Annotated in this window: 18 protein-coding genes and 1 pseudogene; 11 read left to right on the top strand and 8 right to left on the bottom strand. The window is 71.3% G+C overall.

Annotated elements, in window-relative coordinates; translation table 11 throughout:
• Positions 1-23 precede the first annotated feature (23 nt).
• Positions 24-1,052, top strand: coding sequence for a PHP domain-containing protein (locus ACQPZP_RS31450; protein ID WP_433473331.1), 1,029 nt, complete (start codon positions 24-26; stop codon positions 1,050-1,052).
• Positions 1,053-1,055: 3 nt separating this feature from the next.
• Here the strand turns inward: ACQPZP_RS31450 and ACQPZP_RS31445 are convergent, their stop codons facing one another.
• Both ACQPZP_RS31445 and ACQPZP_RS31440 read right to left on the bottom strand, forming a co-directional pair.
• Positions 1,056-2,060, bottom strand: a complete 1,005-nt coding sequence (locus tag ACQPZP_RS31445) for an extracellular catalytic domain type 2 short-chain-length polyhydroxyalkanoate depolymerase (RefSeq protein WP_433473330.1) — start codon at positions 2,058-2,060, stop codon at positions 1,056-1,058.
• A 15-nt stretch (positions 2,061-2,075) separates the two neighbouring features.
• Positions 2,076-3,383, bottom strand: a complete 1,308-nt coding sequence (locus tag ACQPZP_RS31440) for a tannase/feruloyl esterase family alpha/beta hydrolase (RefSeq protein WP_433473329.1) — start codon at positions 3,381-3,383, stop codon at positions 2,076-2,078.
• Between the two features lie 260 nt (positions 3,384-3,643).
• Between ACQPZP_RS31440 and ACQPZP_RS31435 the strand changes: the two genes are divergently transcribed.
• Genes ACQPZP_RS31435 through ACQPZP_RS31415 form a run of 5 tightly spaced genes read left to right on the top strand, consistent with a single transcriptional unit; the run spans position 3,644 to position 8,205 of the window.
• Complete coding sequence (locus tag ACQPZP_RS31435; RefSeq protein WP_433473328.1) at positions 3,644-4,417, top strand: ABC transporter ATP-binding protein; 774 nt, start codon at positions 3,644-3,646, stop codon at positions 4,415-4,417.
• Positions 4,404-5,096: an ABC transporter ATP-binding protein gene (locus ACQPZP_RS31430; protein WP_433462982.1), complete on the top strand. Its 693-nt coding sequence runs from the start codon at positions 4,404-4,406 to the stop codon at positions 5,094-5,096. The genes ACQPZP_RS31435 and ACQPZP_RS31430 overlap by 14 nt, the downstream gene beginning before the upstream one ends.
• Before the next feature lie 11 nt (positions 5,097-5,107).
• Positions 5,108-6,346 carry an ABC transporter substrate-binding protein gene (locus tag ACQPZP_RS31425; protein ID WP_433473327.1) on the top strand — a complete coding sequence of 413 codons (1,239 nt, stop codon included), beginning with the start codon at positions 5,108-5,110 and terminating at the stop codon, positions 6,344-6,346.
• Between the two features lie 12 nt (positions 6,347-6,358).
• A complete protein-coding gene (locus ACQPZP_RS31420; RefSeq protein WP_433473326.1) occupies positions 6,359-7,219 on the top strand; it encodes a branched-chain amino acid ABC transporter permease in 861 nt (286 codons plus the stop codon).
• The gene (locus ACQPZP_RS31415; RefSeq protein ID WP_433473325.1) at positions 7,216-8,205 is read left to right on the top strand and encodes a branched-chain amino acid ABC transporter permease; all 990 of its coding nucleotides are present in this window, start codon (positions 7,216-7,218) and stop codon (positions 8,203-8,205) included. The genes ACQPZP_RS31420 and ACQPZP_RS31415 overlap by 4 nt, the downstream gene beginning before the upstream one ends.
• A gap of 68 nt (positions 8,206-8,273) precedes the next feature.
• On the opposite strand, the gene ACQPZP_RS31410 is transcribed toward ACQPZP_RS31415, so the two are convergent.
• Both ACQPZP_RS31410 and ACQPZP_RS31405 read right to left on the bottom strand, forming a co-directional pair.
• A complete protein-coding gene (locus ACQPZP_RS31410; protein ID WP_433473324.1) occupies positions 8,274-10,157 on the bottom strand; it encodes a helix-turn-helix domain-containing protein in 1,884 nt (627 codons plus the stop codon).
• 11 nt (positions 10,158-10,168) lie between these two features.
• A complete protein-coding gene (locus ACQPZP_RS31405) occupies positions 10,169-10,957 on the bottom strand; it encodes a 3-hydroxybutyrate dehydrogenase (protein WP_433473323.1) in 789 nt (262 codons plus the stop codon).
• 171 nt (positions 10,958-11,128) lie between these two features.
• Here ACQPZP_RS31405 and ACQPZP_RS31400 point away from each other — a divergent pair, with 171 nt between their 5' ends.
• The 5 genes from ACQPZP_RS31400 (at position 11,129) to ACQPZP_RS31380 (ending at position 17,535) form a co-directional block, all read left to right on the top strand.
• Positions 11,129-12,079, top strand: a complete 951-nt coding sequence (locus ACQPZP_RS31400) for an alpha/beta fold hydrolase (protein ID WP_433473322.1) — start codon at positions 11,129-11,131, stop codon at positions 12,077-12,079.
• Positions 12,080-12,145: 66 nt separating this feature from the next.
• On the top strand, positions 12,146-14,077 hold the full coding sequence (locus ACQPZP_RS31395) for a WD40 repeat domain-containing serine/threonine protein kinase (protein WP_433473321.1): 1,932 nt from the start codon (positions 12,146-12,148) through the stop codon (positions 14,075-14,077).
• Positions 14,077-15,870: a WD40 repeat domain-containing serine/threonine protein kinase gene (locus tag ACQPZP_RS31390; protein ID WP_433473320.1), complete on the top strand. Its 1,794-nt coding sequence runs from the start codon at positions 14,077-14,079 to the stop codon at positions 15,868-15,870. The genes ACQPZP_RS31395 and ACQPZP_RS31390 overlap by 1 nt, the downstream gene beginning before the upstream one ends.
• A 41-nt stretch (positions 15,871-15,911) precedes the next feature.
• Entirely contained in the window at positions 15,912-16,619 is a 708-nt protein-coding gene (locus ACQPZP_RS31385) for a helix-turn-helix transcriptional regulator (protein ID WP_433473319.1), read from the top strand.
• 457 nt (positions 16,620-17,076) lie between these two features.
• Positions 17,077-17,535, top strand: a complete 459-nt coding sequence (locus ACQPZP_RS31380) for a hypothetical protein (protein WP_433473318.1) — start codon at positions 17,077-17,079, stop codon at positions 17,533-17,535.
• A 316-nt stretch (positions 17,536-17,851) separates the two neighbouring features.
• Here the strand turns inward: ACQPZP_RS31380 and ACQPZP_RS31375 are convergent, their stop codons facing one another.
• The 4 genes and pseudogenes from ACQPZP_RS31375 to ACQPZP_RS31360 form a co-directional block, all read right to left on the bottom strand.
• Positions 17,852-18,400 (bottom strand): sensor histidine kinase, encoded by a 549-nt coding sequence (locus tag ACQPZP_RS31375; RefSeq protein ID WP_433473317.1) that lies wholly within the window; start codon positions 18,398-18,400, stop codon positions 17,852-17,854.
• The gene (locus tag ACQPZP_RS31370) at positions 18,291-18,593 is read right to left on the bottom strand and encodes a hypothetical protein (RefSeq protein WP_433479704.1); all 303 of its coding nucleotides are present in this window, start codon (positions 18,591-18,593) and stop codon (positions 18,291-18,293) included. The genes ACQPZP_RS31375 and ACQPZP_RS31370 overlap by 110 nt, the downstream gene beginning before the upstream one ends.
• A 152-nt stretch (positions 18,594-18,745) precedes the next feature.
• Positions 18,746-19,138 (bottom strand): hypothetical protein, encoded by a 393-nt coding sequence (locus ACQPZP_RS31365; RefSeq protein ID WP_433473316.1) that lies wholly within the window; start codon positions 19,136-19,138, stop codon positions 18,746-18,748.
• A 50-nt stretch (positions 19,139-19,188) separates the two neighbouring features.
• Positions 19,189-19,326, bottom strand: a pseudogene (locus tag ACQPZP_RS31360) (winged helix-turn-helix domain-containing protein); the annotation flags it as partial.
• Positions 19,327-19,337 lie beyond the last annotated feature (11 nt).

Below are 19,337 nucleotides of genomic sequence, written 5' to 3'. Positions count from 1 at the left end.
CATACCTGGGTACCGTGCGAGGCGTGGAGCCCGTCGAAGCGCTGCGCCGGATCGCATTCCTCCTGGAGCGCGCCCATGAGCCGACCTACCGCGTCCGGGCGTTCCGCACGGCCGCCGACCTCGTCGGGCAGACGCCCTCCGGCGAGCTGGCCGACCGCGCCCGCGAGGGAACACTGACCGCGCTGCCCGGCATCGGCAAGGTCACCGCCCTGGTGATCGAGGAGGCCCTGCGCGGCGAGACCCCCGTCTACCTGCGGCGGCTGGAGGCGACCGAGGGCGAGCCGGTGGACGAGACCACGGCCGCGCTCCGCGCCGCGCTGAAGGGCGACCTGCACACCCACAGCGACTGGTCGGACGGAGGGTCCCCGATCCTGGAGATGGCCGAGACCGCCCGCTCCCTCGGCCACGAGTACCTCGCGCTCACCGACCACTCGCCGCGCCTGAAGGTCGCCAACGGCCTGTCGGCCGACCGCCTGCGCCGCCAGCTCGACGTCGTCGCCGAACTCAACGCGGACCTCGCGCCCTTCCGCATACTCACCGGCATCGAGGTGGACATCCTGGAGGACGGCGCCCTCGACCAGGACGCCGATCTGCTCGACCGCCTCGACGTCGTCGTCGCCAGCGTCCACTCCAAGCTCCGCATGGACCGCGTCGCGATGACGAAGCGCATGGTCGCCGCGATCGCGAACCCGCGGGTGAACGTCCTCGGGCACTGCACCGGGCGGATCGTCAAAGCCGGCGGCAAGCGCGGCGGCCTGCGTCCGGAGTCGGAGTTCGACGCAGCCCTCGTCTTCGACGCCTGCGCCGCCTACGACGTCGCCGTCGAGATCAACTCCCGTCCGGAACGCCTCGACCCGCCCAAACGCCTGCTGCGCCTCGCGGTCGAGGCGGGCTGCCGGTTCTCCATCGACTCCGACGCCCACGCGCCGGGGCAGCTCGACTGGCAGTCCTTCGGCTGCGAGCGAGCCGCCCGGTGCGCGGTGCCCGCGTCCCGGATCGTCAACACCCTTCCGGCCGGCGACCTGGTCGCGTGGACGCGGTCCAAGCTCTGACGGTCAGCCGCCCAGGGCGTGGACCATGCGCATGATGGTCTCGATCTGCTTGCCGCCCTTCATGTCGTAGGCGGTGTCGCCGCCGTAGCCCCACCAGTTCCAGCAGCCCTGCGGGTTGCCGCCCGTCCAGCTCGACGCGGTGGCCTGCGGGTACAGGACGATCATGTTGTTGGTGTCGGCGTACTCGTTGAGATACGTCTTCGTCGCGAACGTCGTCCCGACGACGCTCCGACCCTGCTGGCAGCCGTGGAGCGCCACCATCAGCCGGCATGACGCCGACCCGCATGCCGGTGGGACGTACACGAAGCCCGTCGCGTCCATGCTGATGGACGACGCGCTCCCGCCCGGCGCATAGGCGTTCTGGTCGAACTGCGTGAGCGTGCCGCCGGGAGCGGACGCCGGTGCCGCCACCGAGCCGAGCAGATGCCCCAGCATCGCGTTTTCGGGATCGTCACTGCACTTGTTGACGTACGGGGTGTAGGTGGCGGAGCACGGATTCGGCCCTATCGGGCTCACCCAGGCGTGCCCGGCCGGCGAGGTCTTCGTGTAGGAGACGGAGGCCCCGAAATCCCGGTAGAACCCGGCGAGGTCGTCGTTCACCGATTGCTTCACCGTGGAGTCGTTCGTCCCGTGGTAGATCCACACCGGATGCCCGGACAGATTGCCCACGGGGTCGATGCTTCCCTGTGACGCCCGGTCGCGGGCGGTCCGCTCCAATTCCGCGGGATTGTCGTCGTAGAGGTCGTTCATGCACGCGAGCTGCGCCGTCGTCACGTTGCCTCTCGCGCAGTGATAAGGCCCGGCGCTGAAAATGCCGGCGCCTTTGAACGTCCCGGAGTAGGCGACATGGAGTTGGTCGGCCATGTACCCGCCGGAGGACACGCCGCTGACGAACGAGGCGCTGATCGTGTGGCGGGGAAGCGCCGCGGGGGCGGCCGCGGACGCGGGAGAGGCGGTGACGGTCGCCAAGGCGAGTGCGGCGGCCGCGAGGAAGGGGGTGCGTTTCATGGCGGGGGACCTCGTTCAAGAGTCGAGTGAGCAGGTGTTGACGATGTCGCCGGATGCGGGGCGGGAGAGCGTGGCGCTCGCCGGTGGGGGCGTGCCGCCCTGCGTCCAGGACTCCAGGGCCGTGAAAGCCGACCGCATGCAGGGCAGGAGCGGGCGCAGGCGATCCGGGTAGGAGTCGTAGAGGCCGTCGACATGGTTGGCGGCTTCCACGCGGTAATAGCGGTAGGAAGCCTTTCCGCCGGCGCGGACGAGTTTCGCGTAGACGTCGGAGTCGGTGCTGATCGGCAGGAGCGAGTCGTAGGTCCCCTGAAGAGTGATCAGGGGTTTGCGGATTCGGCCGGTGAGGGCCACACGGGCGATGGCGCGGTGGACCTTCTTCGGGCGTGCGGCGTAGTTGTAGGCGGCCTCCTCTCCCGTGTAGCCGGGGTCGAACTCTTCGCGGTATATGCGCTGGGTGAGTCCCCAATAGACCTGGTTGTGGAATGGCCAGAGGAATTCCGAGCCGGAGGCCAGGCCCGCCTTCAGGAGCGCCTTGTGGGCGGACGGGTCGCCGGTGGCCGCGTACGACGGGTAGGCGCGGAGGATGGGCGGCAGGTAGGTGAAGAGATTCGGGCCGTCGGCGCGCCAGAGCGTGCCTTCGGCGTCGATACCGCCGTCGTACAGTTCCGGGCGGTTCTCCAATTGCCAGCGGACGAGGTAGCCGCCGTTGGAGATGCCCGCGGCGTAGGTGCGGCGCGGGGAGCGGCCGTACCGTTCCGCGACGACCTTCCTGGCGGCTCGCGTGAGCTGGGTCAGCCGGTCGTTCCATTCGACGACGGCGTCGCCGGGGCGGCGGCCGTCTTTGTAGAACTCGGTGCCCGTGTTGCCCTTGTCCGTCGCGGCATAGGCGTAGCCCTTGGCGAGCGCCCAGTCGGAGATGGTGAAGTCGTTGGCGTACTGGCGCCGGTTGCCGGGAGAGCCCGCGACGACGAGGCCGCCGTTCCAGCGCTCGGGCAAGCGGACGACGAACTGGGCGTCGTGGTTCCAGCCGTTGTTGGCGTTGGTCGTGGAGGTGTCCGGGAAGTAGCCGTCCAGCTGGATGCCCGGCACACCGGCCGGGTTGCGCGTCCCGGCGGCGTGCAGGCCGGCCCAGTCGGCGGGGACGGTGTGGCCCGAGCCGGTCGTTCCCGCCGTGGTGAGGTCGTCCAGGCACGCGGCCACCTGCTTCTCCGCTCCCGGCACGGTGAGCCCCGCCTCGCAACCGGGGCCGTCGTGCGCGTGTGCCGGCGTGGCCAGAGCGGCGGTGAGAGCGCCGGCGGTAAGGGCGGTGCGGACGATCGGCATTCCGGCTCCTCGGGGACGGACGTCAGGTGCCGTCATGGTGAGCGCCGCTTGTGACCACGACCACGTGGTCCGGCCACATATCGGCCTGGGCGGCCATGTGCCCATGGTCGTGACCTGCACGTGATGTGGCTCACACCCGTATCGGGGTGTCCGAATGTGGGGCCCGCTCACATGGTCCGGCCTGCGGGTCCCACCTAGCGTTCCCGGTCACGGCGGCCCGGCGTGGTTCAGGTCGCCTATGACGAGCGTGAGGAGGGCGCATGGGCGACCCCGTTCCGGAGGCCCCGGTTCTGGCGGCGCGCGGCCTGGTCAGGGAGTTCCGCGGCTTCCGGGCCGTGGACGGCGTGGACCTCGACGTGGCCGAGGGGTCCGTCCACGCGCTGGTCGGCCCGAACGGCGCCGGCAAGACCACGCTGTTCAACCTGCTCACCGGGTTCCTGAAGCCGACCGCGGGCAGCGTCCGGCTCGGCGGGCACGAACTGGCCGGGCGGCGGCCCGAGCGGATCGCGAAGCTGGGGCTCGCCAGGTCGTTCCAGATCACGAGCCTGTTCGCCGAACTCACGCCGCGGCAGCACGTGGAACTCGCGCTCGCCGGGCGCACCGGGCTCGGCTGGCGGTTCTGGCGGTCGGACAAGGCGCTCGGACGCTACTCCGCGCGCGCCGCCGAACTGCTCGGCCAGGTCGGCCTGGACGAGCACGCGGACGTCCCGGCGGGCTCGCTGGCCTACGGGCGCAAACGCGCGCTGGAACTGGCGCTGGCCTTGGCACTCGACCCCAAGGTGCTGCTCCTGGACGAGCCGACCGCCGGCATGGGCGTCGAGGACGTCGGCCGGACCGTCGAGCTCATCAAGAAGGTGCGCGCCGGGCGGACGGTCGTGCTGGTCGAGCACAACATGAGCGTCGTCTCCAGCCTGGCCGACCGCGTCACCGTGCTGCAGCACGGCCAGGTCCTCGTCGAGGGGCCCTACGCCGAGATCCGCCACGACCCCCGCGTCGTCACCGCCTACCTCGGAGACTCCAATGCTGCGCATTGACGGACTGTCCGCCTGGTACGGCGAGGCGCAGGCCCTGCGCGAGGTGTCGCTGCACGTCGACGAGGGCGAGATCGTCACCCTCGTCGGGCGCAACGGCGCCGGCAAGACCACGCTCCTGCGCAGCCTGATGGGCCTGCACCAGGGCGTGTCGGGGACGGTGCGTTTCCTGGACGAGGACATCTCCGCACTGAGCTCCCACAAGCGCGCGCGGCGCGGCCTCGGCTACGTCCCGGACGACCGCGGCATCTTCGCCACGCTCTCGGTGGAGGAGAACCTGACACTGCCTCCTGTCATGGGGCCCGACCCCTGGTCGCTGGAGCGGGTGTACACGACGTTCCCGCGCCTCAAGGAGCGGCGCCGGTTCCCCGGGACGAAGCTGTCGGGCGGCGAGCAGCAGATGCTCGCGCTCGCCCGGGTGCTCCGGACGGGCGCCCGGCTGCTGCTGTGCGACGAGCCCACCGAGGGCCTGTCGCCGCTGATCGTCCAGCAGATCGGCGAGATCCTCCGCGAGGTCAAGGCGGCCGGGGTGACCGTCCTGCTGATCGAGCAGAACGTGCACTTCGCCGCGACCGTCGCCGACCGCCACCACCTGCTCGCCGAGGGCCGGATCGTCGAGTCCATGGACAACGACGAGGTCCGCGCCCGCGAGAGCGAACTCCTGCAGTACCTCGGAATCTAGGGAGCAACCCCATGAGAGTTTTGGGACGTTCGGCCGCGCTCGCGACCGCCGGAGCGCTGCTGGCCGGCTGCGCGGGCGGACCCGGCGGGGGCGGGGGCAAGATCAGCGATGGCAAGATCGTCCTGGCGGTGCTGACCGACCAGTCCGGCGTGTACGCGGACCTGTCGGGCAAGAACGCGGTCGAGGCGGTGAAGATGGCCGTCGCCGACTTCAAGGCCAAGTACGGCGACAAGGCCGTGACCGACAAGATCGAGGTCGTCTCCGCCGACCACCAGAACAAGCCCGAGGTCGCCAACTCCAAGGCGCAGGAGCTCTACGACCGGCAGAAGGCCGACCTGATCGTGGACGTGCCGACCTCGTCCGCCGCGCTCGCCGTCGCCACCGTCGCCAAGAACAAGAAGAAGGTGTTCATCGACGTCGGCGCCGCGACCACCGAGCTGGAAGGCAAGCAGTGCAACAAGTACACCTTCCACTACGGCTACAACAGCTACATGCTGGCGCACGGCACCGGGACCGGGGTGACCAAGGACGGCGCCAAGAACTGGTACATCGTCTACCCGGACTACGCGTTCGGCCAGGACATGCAGAAGACGTTCACCACGGCCGTGAAGGGCGTCGGCGGGAACGTCGTGAAGAGCGACCCGACGCCTTTCCCGAACGACAACTTCTCCACGTTCCTGCTTAAGGCACCCGGCCTGAAGCCCAAGCCGCAGGTGCTCGGCGCCATGCAGGCGGGCGGTGACCTCGTCAACCTGGTGAAGCAGTACAACGAGTACAAGCTGCGCGACAAGGGCGTGGGCCTCGCCGTCGGGCTGATGTTCCTGACCGACATCCACTCGCTCGGCTCGGACGCCCTCGCCGGGACGCACTTCACCGACTTCTGGTACTGGAACGCCAACCAGGGCAACCGCGCCTGGGCCGACAAGTTCAAGGCCAAGACGGGCGCCCGTCCGACCGCCGTGCACGCGGCCGACTACTCGGCGGCGCTGCAGTACCTGGAGGCCGTGCAGCGTGGCGGCACCGACAAGTCCGACGGCGTGGTGAAGCAGCTCGAAGGCCACAAGGTCAACGACGTCTTCACCTCCACCGGAACGATCCGCCCCGAGGACCACCTGCTCACCCACGACGCCTACGCCGCCCAGGTGAAGCCCGCGAGCGAGGTCAAGGAGCCGTGGGACTACGAGAAGATCCTCAAGACGATTCCGGCGGCGGAGGCGTTCCAGCAGCCCGACCCGGCCTGCAACCTCTAGGCGGGCGGCGACGTGCTGCAACAGGCGTTCAACGGGCTGGTGGGCGGGGCGTTCTACGCCCTGCTCGCCCTCGGCCTGGCCGTCATCTTCGGAATGCTGGGCGTGGTCAACTTCGCGCACGGCGCGTTCTACATGCTCGGCGCGTTCGGCTCGTACATCCTGCTCGACTCGTTCGGCGTGAACTTCTGGCTGGCGCTGCCGATCGTCCCCGTCGTGCTGGGCGTCGTGGGCGTGATCCTGGAGCGGCTCTTCATCCACCGTCTCGCGCCCCTGGATCCGCTCTACAACTTCCTGTTCACCTTCGGCCTGGCGCTGATCCTGCAAGACCTGGTTAAGCGGCAGTACGGCGTGCAGTCGCAGCCGTATCCGCGTCCGTCGGCGCTGGGCGGGTCGATCGACCTCGGCCTGTTCACCTACCCCGCCTACCAGGTGTTCGTGCTGGGGGTGTCGGTGCTGGTGTGCGGGGTCGTGTGGGTGGTGCTCACCCGGACCCGCGTCGGCATGATCGTCCGGGCGGCGACGGAGCGTCCCGAACTGTCCCGCGCGCTCGGCATCGACGTCGCCCGCTGGGTGACGCCCGTCTTCGGGTTCGGCATCGCCCTCGCCGCGTTCGCCGGCGTCCTCGCCGCGCCGATGCGGGCGGTCAACCCGCTGATGGGCTCCGACCTGATCATCACGGTGTTCGCCGTGGTGGTGATCGGCGGGCTCGGATCGGTGTTCGGCTCGGTCGCCGCCGGATTCGCGGTCGGGCTCGTCTCGGCCCTCGGCAACTACTACGTCCCGTCGCTCTCGCAGACGCTGGTGTTCATCCTCATGGCCGTCGTGCTGCTGTGGCGCCCCGCCGGCCTGTTCGGACGCGAGGAGGCCCTGTGATCCTCTCCAGGCTGGCCGGACGGCCCTTCCTGCTTACCGCCGGGATCGTGGTCGCGCTCGTCCTGCCGTGGTTCATCTATCCGCCGGTCGCGCTCGACATCGTCTGCTGGGCGCTGTTCGCCGCCGCCGTCGACCTGCTGCTCGGCTTCACCGGGCTCCTGTCGTTCGGGCACGCCGCCTTCTGGGGCGGCTCCGGGTACGCGACCGGGCTGATCGCGCTGCATTCCAGCCTGCCCTTCCCTGTGGCCGTGCTGGGCGGGGCGGCGTTCGCGGCCGTCCTGGCCGTTCCGATCGGTTTCCTGTCGGTCAGGCTGCGCGGCATCTACTTCGCCATGGTCACCCTGGCCTTCGCGCAGATGGTCTACTTCGTGGCCAACCAGTGGAGGGACGCGACCGGGGGAGAGAACGGCCTGCAAGGCATCCCCAGAGAATTCTTCGGGCTCGACCTGTCAGACCCGTTCTACTTCTACTACGCGGCACTCCCATTCGTGTTGGTGGGACTGGTCATCGCATGGCGCATCGTTCGTTCCCCCTTCGGACGCGTCCTGATGTCCATCCGCGACAACCCGAACAGGGCGCGGGCACTCGGCTACAGCATCGACCGCTACAAGCTGCTGGCCTTTGTCTTGTCGGCCGCCTTGTCGGGCCTGGCCGGCGGACTGTTCACCATCGGCCACGGCTTCGCGTCCTTGCAGGGCGTCTATTGGACGACCTCGGGGCAGGCCGTGATGATGGTCGTCCTCGGCGGCATCGGCACGCTGTGGGGCGGGGCCATCGGCGCCGCGCTGGTCGTGGAGCTGAACGACTACCTGGCTACGGCCGGCTTCGAGGAGACCGGGATCATCACCGGCGCGATCTTCATCCTGGTCGTGCTGCTGTTCCGCCGCGGCGTCTGGGGCACCGCCCGCGATCTCATCGCCGCCCGGACGGCCCGCCGGCGTCCCGCCCCCGAGACCAGCGAAAGCAAGGTCGGCGCCTCCGTCTGACCTCGAACCGCGCACGCGGCGTGCCGTCCATGCGGGCGGCGCGCCGCGTTCCGCGTGAAAGACCGCGTTCAGCGTGAAAGACGGTGCAGGCGCAGGGCGAGCTGGAGTTCCAGGCCGCGCTCGGGGGTCTGCCAGTCGTCGCCCAGGAGGCGGGCGATGCGGTCCAGGCGCTGGCTGACGGTGTTGACGTGGATGTGGAGGCGCTCGGCCGTCCGCGACAGGCTGCCGCCGGTGCCGAAGTAGGCCTCAAGGGTCTGGACGAGGGACGTGCCACGGCGCTCGTCGTAATCGAGGACCGGCCCGAGCGCGCTCGCCAGGAAGCCCGTCACGTCGCGGTCGTCCCCGATGAGCAGGCCGACGAAGCCGAGCTCGGACGCGCCTGCGCCGTCGCCGAGGCGTCCGAGGGCCAGCAGGGCGTCGGCGCAGCGCTGCGCCTCGCGGTGCGCCGACGCGACCCCGCCCGGACCGCGCACCGGCCCGGCCGCGCCGACCGTGGCCGGACCGCCGAGGGAGGCGCCGAGTTCCTTGGCGACCCGGCGCGCGGTGTCGCCCGGCCGGTCGCCCGGCAGCAGCAGGACGATCTCCTCCGCGCGCGAGGCGGCCAGCCCGTGTTCCACGGCCGCGAAGGACGACGCCCAGAACGCGGCTCGCTGCCTGTGTTCCCGGGAGTCGTACTTGGCGCACAGCACCACGTGCGGGGCGCAAAGGTCTACGTTCACGCGCCGTGCCCGTGCCGTGAGCGCCTCCGCGCCCGCCCGGCGGCCGGAGAGCAGGTCGTCCAGCAGCTCGCCGCGGACCCGTCCCTCCGCCTCGGTGACGCTGCGCTGGAACAGCAGCAGCAGCGCGGTGACGAGCGCGGCACGCTCCAGGATCCGCTGGTCGGCGTCGTCCACCTCGTCGGCCGTACGCAGCACCAGCGTGCCGAGCATCTCGTCACCGGTGGACACCGAGGCGATCCACAGATCGCCGCGCCGGACCGTCCGGCCCTGCGCGCGCGCAGAGTGCGCCGATGCCGACACGCCGACCAGCTCGGTGTCGCTGAGCGGTGCCGACGCCACGCCGGTCGTGGCGAGGTGGCGGCCGTCCGCGTCCAGCACGTGCAGGGTGCCGCCCAGCAACTCGGTCACGACCGCGCCGACGTCCTCGACGCCACCACCCCGGACCACGACGGCGGTCATCCGGTCGTGCGCGCGCGCCGCCCGCTCTACGGCCGCGCTACGCGCCTTGACCTCTTCGTTGGCGCCGCTCAGTTCCTCCAGAGCGGTGCGGGTCTCTTCCAGAAGACGGGCGTTGTCGATGGCGATCGCGGCATGTGCGGCCAGGGAACCGAGCAGCGCCACCTCTTCCTGGTCGAACGGACGCTCGCTCCGGTTCGCGGCCGTCAGGACGCCGATGACGCGGCTGCCCAGCCGCATCGGCACGCCGAGAATGGCGACCAGGCCCTCCTCGGAGACCGCGTCATCGATGAAACCGCGGTGCTGGAACTGCTCGTCCCCGAGGTAGTGGGCGCTGTTGTACGGCATCGCGGTCTGCGCGACCAGTCCGACGAGGCCGGTGCCCATCGGCAGCCGCAGCCGCCGGAACGCCGCCGACACCGACCCGTCCGTCACCCGCATGTAGGTGTCGCCGCGCTCGTCGTCGTTCAGCGTCAGGTAGGCGATGTCGGCGTTCAGCAGCCGCCGGGCGCGGCGGGTGATCGCCTCCAGGACCGCGTCGAGGTCGCGCAGCCCGGCGAGGTCGCTCGCGGTGTCGAACAGCGCCGCGAGCTCCGTCTCCCGGCGGGCGTGCCGCCGCATGATCGTCCGGACCCGAAGCGCCGCCAGCTTGGCCGCCTCCAGCTCCTCCAGGACGGCCGGCGAGGCGCCCTCCGCCCGCGCCTGGACGAGGGGACCCTCGAACTCGACGGGGGAGGCCTCGCGGGCCAGCAGTTCGAGGAAGACGCCGCAGGTCATACGGCCCATTCTCAGTGCGCCGTCCAGCCGCCGTCGAGAGCCAGGGACGCGCCGGTCACCATCGACGCCGGCGGCGAGCACAGGTAGGCGACGAGTTCCGCCACCTCGTCCGGCTCGATCAGCCGTTTCACGGCCACGCGTTCCAGCATGACGCGTTCGACGACCTCGTCCGGGGGCATGCCGTGCGTGCGCGCCTGGTCGGCTATCTGGCTCTCCACCAGCGGCGTCCGGACGTAGGCGGGGTTGACGCAGTTGGACGTCACGCCGTGCGCGGCCCCCTCCAGCGCGATCACCTTGGACAGCCCCTCAAGGCCGTGCTTGGCCGTCACGTATGCCGACTTGTACGGCGACGCCCGCAACCCGTGCACGGACGAGATGTTGACGATGCGCCCCCATCCCCGCTCGTACATGCCGGGCAGCGCGTCCCGGACGAGCCGGAACGGCGCCTCCAGCATCAGCCGCAGGATCCGCGCGAACGTCTCGGGCGGGAAGTCGTGGATGGGCGCCACATGCTGGATGCCCGCGTTGTTGACGAGGATGTCGACCCCGGACGCCAGCCCGCCGAGCGCCTCCACATCGGCCAGATCGGCGAGCAGCGGGACACCGCCGATCTCGGCCGCGGTGCGCTGCGCCGCGTCTCCGTCTATGTCGGCCACCACCACCTCGGCGCCCGCCGCCGCCAGCCGCCGGGCGCAGGCGCGGCCGATGCCGCCCGCGCCGCCGGTGACCAGGGCGCGCCGGCCCGCCAGATCCAGCGTCCCCGAAGTCCCCGCGGCGGGCCGCGGTGTCACGCTCGTCATGCGCAGAACCTACGAAGCGGGACCCCGCCCTCCCATGTGCCCTGCACACACAATCCACCCGCGGACGGTATGGGCCCGCCGCATCCGCGCCGTTCCCCATCCCGCGTCCCGGCCGCGAACGCGCCGGGCTAGCGTTGGCCCCCACAGTCCGCCACGCCGCAAGGGATATCGATGACCGAGATCACGCATCGCTTCGTCCGGTCGGGCAGCGGACTGCGCATGCACGTCGCCGAGGCGGGTGAGGGGCCGCTCGTCCTGCTCCTGCACGGCTTCCCCGAATGCTGGTACTCCTGGCGCCACCAGCTCACCGCGCTCGCCGACGCCGGGTTCCATGCCGTCGCCCCAGACCAGCGCGGCTACGCCCGGACGGGCGGCCCCGCCGGAACCGATCAGTACACGGTCCTGCATCTGGCCGGGGACGCGGTCGGGCTCATCGACGCGCTCGGCGCCGAACGCGCCGTCGTCGCCGGCCACGACTGGGGCGCGCCCGTCGCCTGGGCCGTCGCGCAGATGCGCCCGGACAAGGTTCGCGGGGTGATCGGGATGTCGGTCCCGCACCGGCCGCGCAGCAGCAGGCCGCCGGTCGAGGCCATGCGCGGCCTGTTCGGCGACGGCTTCTACATGGTGCGCTTCCAGCAGCCGGACCTCCCCGAGGCCGAACTCGACCGTGACCGGGCGGCCACCTTCCGCCGGATGCTGTACGCGACGTCGGGCGACGGCCCCGCCCCGGCACTGATCGCTCCGCCGGACGGCGGCTTCCTCGACGTCCTGCCGGAGCCGGAGAAGATGCCCGGCTGGCTCACCGAGGACGACATCGCGACCTACGTGGAGGAGTACGCGGAGAGCGGCTTCACCGGCCCGGTCAACTGGTACCGCAACCTCGACCGCAACTGGGAGCTGACCGCCGCCTGGCACCGCGCCCCGATCGGCCCGCCCGCCCTGTTCATCGCCGGCGACCGCGACATCGTCGCCGTCGGCTCCCGGGACGCGATCGACTCCATGACCGACTTCGTGCCCAACCTCCGCGACACCGTCTGGCTGTCCGGATGCGGCCACTGGACGCAGCAGGAGCGTCCCGCCGAGGTCACCGGCGCCATGCTCGCCTTCCTCCGCGATCTTTAGTCGTTCGAGCGGCGTCACACCCGGAGGAGACTGCGGGGACGGCTGAATGGACACGGGAGCGCCCATATGGAAGCGCTGCGCGACGGTGACCCCCGCCGTGTCGGCCCCTACCGGTTGGAGGGGCGGCTCGGCGCCGGGGGAATGGGCGAGGTGTTCCTCGGCGTCTCGTCCGGCGGTCGCCGGGTCGCGGTGAAGGTCGTCCGTGCCGAGCATCTGGGGCGCCCGGAGTTCCGGGTGCGGTTCGCGCGTGAGGTGGAGGCGGCGCGGAAGGTGGGCGGCTTCTACACCGCCCAGGTGGTGGACGCCGATCCGGAGGCGGACGAGCCGTGGATGGCGACCGCCTACATCCCCGGCCCGTCGCTGCGCCAGGTCGCCCCGCTGCCTCCCGCCGAGGTGGCCCGGCTCGGTGCGGCGCTGGCCGAGGGGCTGGCGGCGATCCACGCGAGCGGGCTGGTGCACCGCGACCTCAAGCCCGGCAACGTGATCATGTCGGAGGACGGCCCGCGCATCATCGACTTCGGCATCGCCCGCGCCGTCGGCGCGGGATCGCTCACCGCGGACGGCGCGGTCCTCGGCACGTACGCCTACATGGCGCCCGAGCAGGTGCTGGGCGAGACGCCCGGACCGCCCGCCGACGTGTTCGCGCTGGGCTGCGTGCTGGTCTTCGCCACGAGAGGGCGCAGCCCGTTCGACGCCGCGACGATCCCGGCCATCGTGCACCGCGTCCTCAACGAGGAGCCCGACCTGGACGGGACGGCGGGGCCGCTGCGTCCGCTCGTGACGGCCTGCCTGGCCAAGGACCCGGCCGACCGGCCGGACACCGGCCGGATCCTCGCCCACCTCGCCGACCCGGACGCCGTGCCCCTCGCCGCCGCGCGCCCGGCGGCCCCGGACGCCGAACGCACGGTGGAGCGCGGCACGATGCTGGTCACCCGGGTGGCGGACGCCGTCCGGCCTGCCGGGATTCCGCGCCGGAGGGTGCTCGCCGGAGCGGCGGCGGCAACGGCGGCCGCCGTGGGGGTGCCCGCGTTCCTGCTCACCCGGGGCGGCGGAAGGCCTCAGGCGGCATCGTCCGGCGACGCGATGCTGCCGCCCACCACGACCCTCACCAAGGACGGGCGACCCGTGGAGGAGGTGGCGTTCAGTCCGGACGGCCGGATCCTCGTCTGCGGCGGGACGCAGGCGGAGACCGTGTACCTGTGGGACGCCGCCGCAGGCAACGCCATTCACGAGCTGCGGGCTCCCGCCGGTGTGGCGGCGGTGGCGTTCAGCCCGGACGGAAAGCTGCTGGCCATCGGCCACACCGACGACACCGCCCGCCTGTGGGACGTCGAGTCGGCGGACACACGACAGCCTCGCCTGCTGCGGACACTTCGTGGCAGGGGAGCGGGTGTCAAGGCCCTCGCGTTCAGTCCGGACGGCCGGATCCTCGCCGGGCCGAACCGGCTCTGGGACACCGCCACCGGAGGCGTCCTGGGCGATCTCTCCGGCGCCGATGGTGTGAACGCCGTGGTGTTCAGCCGGGACGGCAACCGCCTCATGGCCGGAATGGACGGTTTCCAGGGCCGCGCCGAGCCGGGTTCCGTACGGGTGTGGGACGTCCGCACCCGCAGCCCGATCGCCCACGTCGCCGACCAGGGAAAGAAGACGGGGTCGCTGGCCCTCACCCCGGATGGCCGGACCCTGGTCACCGCAGGGGGCGGTGCCGCCATCCGGCTGTGGGACGCCGCCCGCGTCCGCATCACCGATGTCCTCGACTCCGGCCATGCCGGGGACGTCACCCAGGTGGCCGTCAGTGCGGACGGCAAGGTGCTGGCCAGCGCCGGAACCGACCTCACCGTCCGGCTGCGAGAGCTGGCGACCCGCCGAGCGACCGCCACCCTGGCCGAGACCGGTGGGCCGATCAGGGGGCTCGCGCTCGCCCCGGACGGCCGGACGGTGGCGTGCGGCAGCGAACGCCGCGGAGAGGCCGCCGTGAACCTGTGGAGGCTCCGCTGATGGAACCCTTGCGCCCAGGCGACCCCGAGCGGGTCGGCCCCTACCGGCTGGAATGCCGGCTCGGTGCTGGCGGCATGGGCGAAGTGTTCCTCGGCGTCACCCCCGGTGGCCGCCGGGTCGCGGTCAAGCTGATCCGCGCCGAGTACGCCCAGGACGCGCGCTTCCGCTCGCGGTTCGCGCGCGAAGTCGAGGCGGCGCGGAAGGTGGGCGGCTTCTACACCGCGCAGGTGGTGGACGCCGATCCGGACGCGGACGAGCCGTGGATGGCGACCGCCTACATCCCCGGCCCGTCGCTGCGCGAGGCCGCGCCGCTGGACGTCCCCGGGGTCCGGGCGCTGGGTGCCGCGCTGGCCGAGGGGCTGGCGGCGATCCACGCGAGCGGTCTGGTGCACCGGGACCTCAAGCCCGGCAACGTCATCATGTCGCCGGACGGCCCGCGCATCATCGACTTCGGCATCGCCCGCACGGCCGACGCCACCGCGCTCACGTCCACCGGCGCGGTCGTCGGCACCTACGCGTTCATGTCGCCCGAGCAGATTCGCGCGGACACCGCGGGTCCGGCGTCGGACGTGTTCTCCCTCGGCTGCGTCCTTGCCTTCGCGGCGACCGGGGGCGCGCCGTTCGACGCGGACAACGTGCCGGGAATCGTCCACCGGATCGTCAGCGCTCCACCCGACCTGACCGGCGTGCCCGCGGAACTGCGCCCGGCGATCGAGGCGTGCCTGGTCAAGGAACCGGAGCGGAGGCCGTCTCCCGCCGAGGCGGCCCGGCTGCTGGCGGCGCCGCCTACCCGGACAGGACGCCGCACCGTCCTGATCGGCGGCGCCGCAGCGGGCGCCGCCGCCGTGCTGGGCGTCCCGGCGCTGCGGTGGTGGCCCGGCGACGCCTCGGGAGAGGCCACCACACCGCTGAAGAAGCCCCTGCCGGTGGTCCTCGCCGGTGGACCGGCCGCGACGTTCCAACTCGCGTTCACCCCCGACTCGGCGACGCTGGTCTGCGCGGGGACCGGCCAGATCTGGCGGTGGCCCGTCGCGACCGGCCGGGGAGCCGCGCACGAGCTGGGCGACGACGGCGCCGACCAGCTCACGGCGCTCAGCGGGGACGGCCGGTTGCTGGCGACCCTTCGCGGACAGGGCCCGGTCCGGCTCTGGGACGCGGCCACCGGTGCCCGGCTCCGGACGATCATGCCCGGGGGCAGGGCGTACACCAAGGCGCTCAGCCCGGACGGCCGGACCCTCGCCGCCGTCGGAGCCGGCATCGAGCTCTGGGACACCGCGACCGGCCGCCGCACCGGCGCGTTCGCTTCGAGGAACGGCGCGCCCCTGCGGCTGGTCTTCGACGCGGCCGGTGGGCGGATCGCCGTCGTCGGCAGCCGCGGCGACATCCAGATCCACGACCTGAGGGCGCACCGGGACATCGCGAACGCCGTGCCCAGGCGCGTCAACGTGCTGTTCACGTTCGCGCCGGACGGGCGGACCGCCGCGTCCGACGTCCCGGACGAGCCGGGTTGGACGGTCCGGATCCTGGACCTGCAAGCCGGGAAGCTGCGGGAGCTGAATGGACACGAGGGCCGCGTGCAGGGCCTGGCGTTCAGCCCCGACAGCCGTGTCCTGGCCAGCGCGGCCAAGGACGGGACGATCCGGCTGTGGAACACGCGCACCGGCGAAACCTTCGCGACCCTGGACTGGGAGAAGTCGGACGGGGCGACCCTGGCGTTCAGCCCGGACGGCCGTCTGCTGGCCGCCGGCGCGGGCAGCGGCAACGGAACGGTGCGCCTCTGGCGCTTCCCATAGCGACCCCCGAAAATGTCGGACCCGGCGCGTACGGTCGGCGCGTGAATCGGACCGACCGCTTGTACGCCCTCGTGGAGGAGTTGCGCGCCTGCGCGCCGCGCCGGGTCAGCGCGCGGGAGCTGGCAGCGCGGTACGAGGTGAGCGTCCGCACGATCGAGCGCGACATCGCCGCGCTCCAGCAGGCCGGGGTGCCGATCTTCGCGGACGTCGGCCGGGGCGGCGGCTACACGCTCGACAAGTGCCGGACGCTGCCGCCGCTGAACTTCACGCCCGCCGAGGCCGTCGCCGTCGCGATCACGCTGTCCCGGGCGGGCGGCTCGCCGTACTCCCGGTCGGCGCGCACCGCACTGCACAAGATCGTCACGGCTATGTCGGCGGCCGACAGCGCCTCGGCCCGCGAACTGGCCGACCGCATCCGCTTCCTCACCCCCGCCGGGAACGACGACCCGTCGTCCGTGCCCGCCGTGCTGGAGGAGGCCATCACGACCCGCCGGGTGGTCCGCCTCACCTACGTCGACCGGACGGGCGTCGAAACCGAACGCGACGTCGAGCCCGTCACCTTCACCGGGTCCGGTAAGGGCTGGTACCTGACCGCCTGGTGCCGGATGCGGGGCGGCCGCCGCATCTTCCGCACCGACCGCGTCCGCCGTGCCGCCCTGCTGGAGGAGACCGCCCCCGAGCGGGCAGCCGAGGCCTTGCACGACGACATCCCGACCGGCTACGTCGTCCGCCCCCTGGAATTCATCTGAGCCGAGAGGAACGACCGCCAAGAGAGGCGTACCGACACCAGTCACCGCCGCTGACCGAGGGACCCCAATCCTCGTCGGTGCCTCAGTCCTGTTGCGGGTGCCGAACAGCTCCCAGTGGCCTCCCATGCCTGGCCGGCATCGCCGACGACGCCAGCGCGCTGTGCCAGTTGACCCGTGGGATACAGCGGCTTGCCGGAGCATTTGAGCAGGACCCATGAACGGGCGCCGATGCGCTCGGGTGGGCGGTCAACCCAGCGGGATCGGCGCGGCCGCGCAGGCCCGCACCAGAGCCTGGCCCCTGACAGTCGGGGCCCGTCACGTCCGTGACACGTCTCACGAGCGGCTTCGTCGGCCGATCATGTGGCGTCGTCCTGGGATGGGCGGACAGTAGTGATCGTCGGCCGCGCGAGGCGGCAAGGGCTGAGAGGCCCGAACAAACCGAGGAAAGGTATTTCACATGGGTGAAAAGCCCCTTGACGGTGAAAGCTCCACAGACCGTCTGGAGGTCGAGATCTCGGTAAAGGTCCCCGGGATCGATGTGAACTTCAAGACCGAACCCGAGCGGATCGAGTCGTTCAAGGAGGAGCGGCAGAAGGAACACGGCCCAGCTCTTCGGAACGGCATCCGGCAGACGCTGGAACTGCTCGGAATGGGGCATCGCTACAAGGACGCGGTGTTTCCCCTGGAGGGCTACCTGCCGGTACTCATGGAGTCCGAAGATTCGATCACCATGACGTGCCGCGCACGCAAGAACGGTACCCATATCGCCGCTGTTGGAGTTCCCAACGAGAACTCCGGACAGCATGGTGATCCGGGCAGCCCGTCCCAGGACGGCACGGCTTCGCTGACGGTGTCCATCGAGTGGGAGCCGAGTCCCGGCGGTGCAGGCAAGGTCGCCTGGACCCTGACTCTCTGACAGGGGCGAGGCAGCACACGGTGACGGGCCCCACTCGCCGTGCGAGTGGGGCCTGTTCTAGCCCGCCTGAGCACCGAAAGCCACCTCACCCGGTCCCGTCCCGAACGAAACCCAGTGGCGATCACTGCTTGGCACGTTGCCCTCAGACGGCGTGCGTTTGCCCTGATCCCCTCCACCGCAGGCCGGCCCCAGGCCTACATGTCCCGACGTGCAACGCCCCCGGCCGGAATGATCCGATTTTGATCCCGCACAGCCCGGACATGCCGAGGTCCGGTCGTCGCCAGGCCGTGGCATTAGCTGCCCACGCTCTTTCATCTCATCCTGGTGGGTCGGCGTCCGCGAGCGGCAGGGTGATGCGGAACGTCGCTCCGGCCCCGGGTGAGCTGTGCACGGCCACCGTGCCCGTGTGGGCGGCGATCAGCGAGGCCACGATGGCGAGCCCGAGGCCGGAGCCGCCGGTGCTGCGGGTTCGTGAGCCGTCGGTGCGGTAGAAGCGTTCGAAGACGCGCTTCGCCTGCTGGGGGGTGAGGCCGGGGCCTTGATCCACAACGTCCAGCTTCAGGGCGGGAATGCCGCCGAGGTGTCCGGGGCCGAGGTCGACCGAGACGGGTGTGCCCGGCGGGGTGTGGGTCAGCGCGTTGCCGGTGAGATTGGACAGCACCTGGCGTAGCCGGTTCTCGTCGCCGGTGACGACGTAGTCCGTGCCTTCATCCGCCTGTAGCCGGATGTCGCGTTCGGGGGCCAGCAACCGGGCATCACGGACGGCGTCGATGGCCAGTGCGAGCACGTCCACCGGGTGACGCTCCAGAGGGCGCTGCTGGTCCAGCCGGGCGAGCAGCAGCAGATCGTCCACCAGCGTGCCCATCCGGGTGGCTTCCGTTTCCACTGTGACCGCCGGGCCGACGACTCCGACCGTGCCCGCGCCCGGAAGCTCTCCTCGATCTGGGTAAGCATGGTGTTGAGCGCGTGGCCGAGCCGGCCAGCTCGGTCTGCGGTGGATGTTCCGGAACCCGCTGGGTCAGGTCTCCTGCCGCTATGGCCGCGGCCGTCTTCTCCACCCGGGCGAGCGGCCGCAGGCTCGCCCGCACGATCACGATGCTCACGACGGCCAGCAGGGACAGGCCGAGGGCTCCACCGCCAGGTCGATTTTGATCAGCTTGGAGATGGTGCTGTCCATCTCGCCGAGGCCCATCGCGACCACGACCCACCCCTACATGTCCGCAAGCGGCTGGACCAGGACCCGCCAGCTGCTGCCTCCTGTGCTCGCCGGCACGGTCACCGGGTGACCCGCGTGCTCCTCCAGCCAGGCCGGGTCTTCCGGAATGGCCGGATCTCGCGTCGCCGGCAGCACCCACGTTCTGGTTCCGTCCGCCAACTCGCAGCCGTCTTGGACCGGTTTCCCGTCTGCGTCGCGCCGCTGGATCTGGAAGACGGCTGAACCGCCCGCGCCCCCGCCTGGAGGTCTCTCCGCGAGCGGTGTATGAGGGTAGGCGCCTGCCACCGTGCTGAGCTGGAAATCGGTCCGGTCGAGCAGCTGTCTGTGCAGGATCGTCACTCCCGCCGTGCTGATGGCGGTGAGCGCCACCGCGACGAGCAGCATCATGGCGGCGGCAAGTCTGACCCGCAGGGGAACTCGCGCGAGGATGTCCCGGTTCACGAGGACTGCCGCAGGATGTAGCCGATCCCGCGAAGGTTGTGGATCAGCCGGGTCCGTGGTTCGCCGAGCTTGCGGCGGAGTGCGTGGATGTAGGTCTCCACGATCCCGCTGTCACCGCGGAAGTCGTAGTCCCAGACGTGGTCGA

The sequence above is a fragment of the Spirillospora sp. CA-142024 genome (assembly GCF_050942325.1).
Taxonomy (GTDB): Bacteria; Actinomycetota; Actinomycetes; order Streptosporangiales; family Streptosporangiaceae; genus Spirillospora.
Note: the sequence above shows the minus strand (reverse complement) of the source record. Positions and strands in the feature narration are given on the sequence as shown.

Excerpts from the sequence above, each read along its gene's own strand:
- ACQPZP_RS31440 (WP_433473329.1), bottom strand. The coding sequence starts at position 3,383 with ATGCCGATCGTCCGCACCGCCCTTACCGCCGGCGCTCTCACCGCCGCT.
- ACQPZP_RS31445 (WP_433473330.1), bottom strand. The coding sequence starts at position 2,060 with ATGAAACGCACCCCCTTCCTCGCGGCCGCCGCACTCGCCTTGGCGACC.
- ACQPZP_RS31390 (WP_433473320.1), top strand. The coding sequence starts at position 14,077 with ATGGAACCCTTGCGCCCAGGCGACCCCGAGCGGGTCGGCCCCTACCGG.
- ACQPZP_RS31405 (WP_433473323.1), bottom strand. The coding sequence starts at position 10,957 with ATGACGAGCGTGACACCGCGGCCCGCCGCGGGGACTTCGGGGACGCTG.
- ACQPZP_RS31365 (WP_433473316.1), bottom strand. The coding sequence starts at position 19,138 with ATGATGCTGCTCGTCGCGGTGGCGCTCACCGCCATCAGCACGGCGGGA.
- ACQPZP_RS31430 (WP_433462982.1), top strand. The coding sequence starts at position 4,404 with ATGCTGCGCATTGACGGACTGTCCGCCTGGTACGGCGAGGCGCAGGCC.
- ACQPZP_RS31410 (WP_433473324.1), bottom strand. The coding sequence starts at position 10,157 with ATGACCTGCGGCGTCTTCCTCGAACTGCTGGCCCGCGAGGCCTCCCCC.
- ACQPZP_RS31435 (WP_433473328.1), top strand. The coding sequence starts at position 3,644 with ATGGGCGACCCCGTTCCGGAGGCCCCGGTTCTGGCGGCGCGCGGCCTG.
- ACQPZP_RS31425 (WP_433473327.1), top strand. The coding sequence starts at position 5,108 with ATGAGAGTTTTGGGACGTTCGGCCGCGCTCGCGACCGCCGGAGCGCTG.
- ACQPZP_RS31400 (WP_433473322.1), top strand. The coding sequence starts at position 11,129 with ATGACCGAGATCACGCATCGCTTCGTCCGGTCGGGCAGCGGACTGCGC.
- ACQPZP_RS31395 (WP_433473321.1), top strand. The coding sequence starts at position 12,146 with ATGGAAGCGCTGCGCGACGGTGACCCCCGCCGTGTCGGCCCCTACCGG.
- ACQPZP_RS31375 (WP_433473317.1), bottom strand. The coding sequence starts at position 18,400 with ATGGGCACGCTGGTGGACGATCTGCTGCTGCTCGCCCGGCTGGACCAG.
- ACQPZP_RS31380 (WP_433473318.1), top strand. The coding sequence starts at position 17,077 with ATGGGTGAAAAGCCCCTTGACGGTGAAAGCTCCACAGACCGTCTGGAG.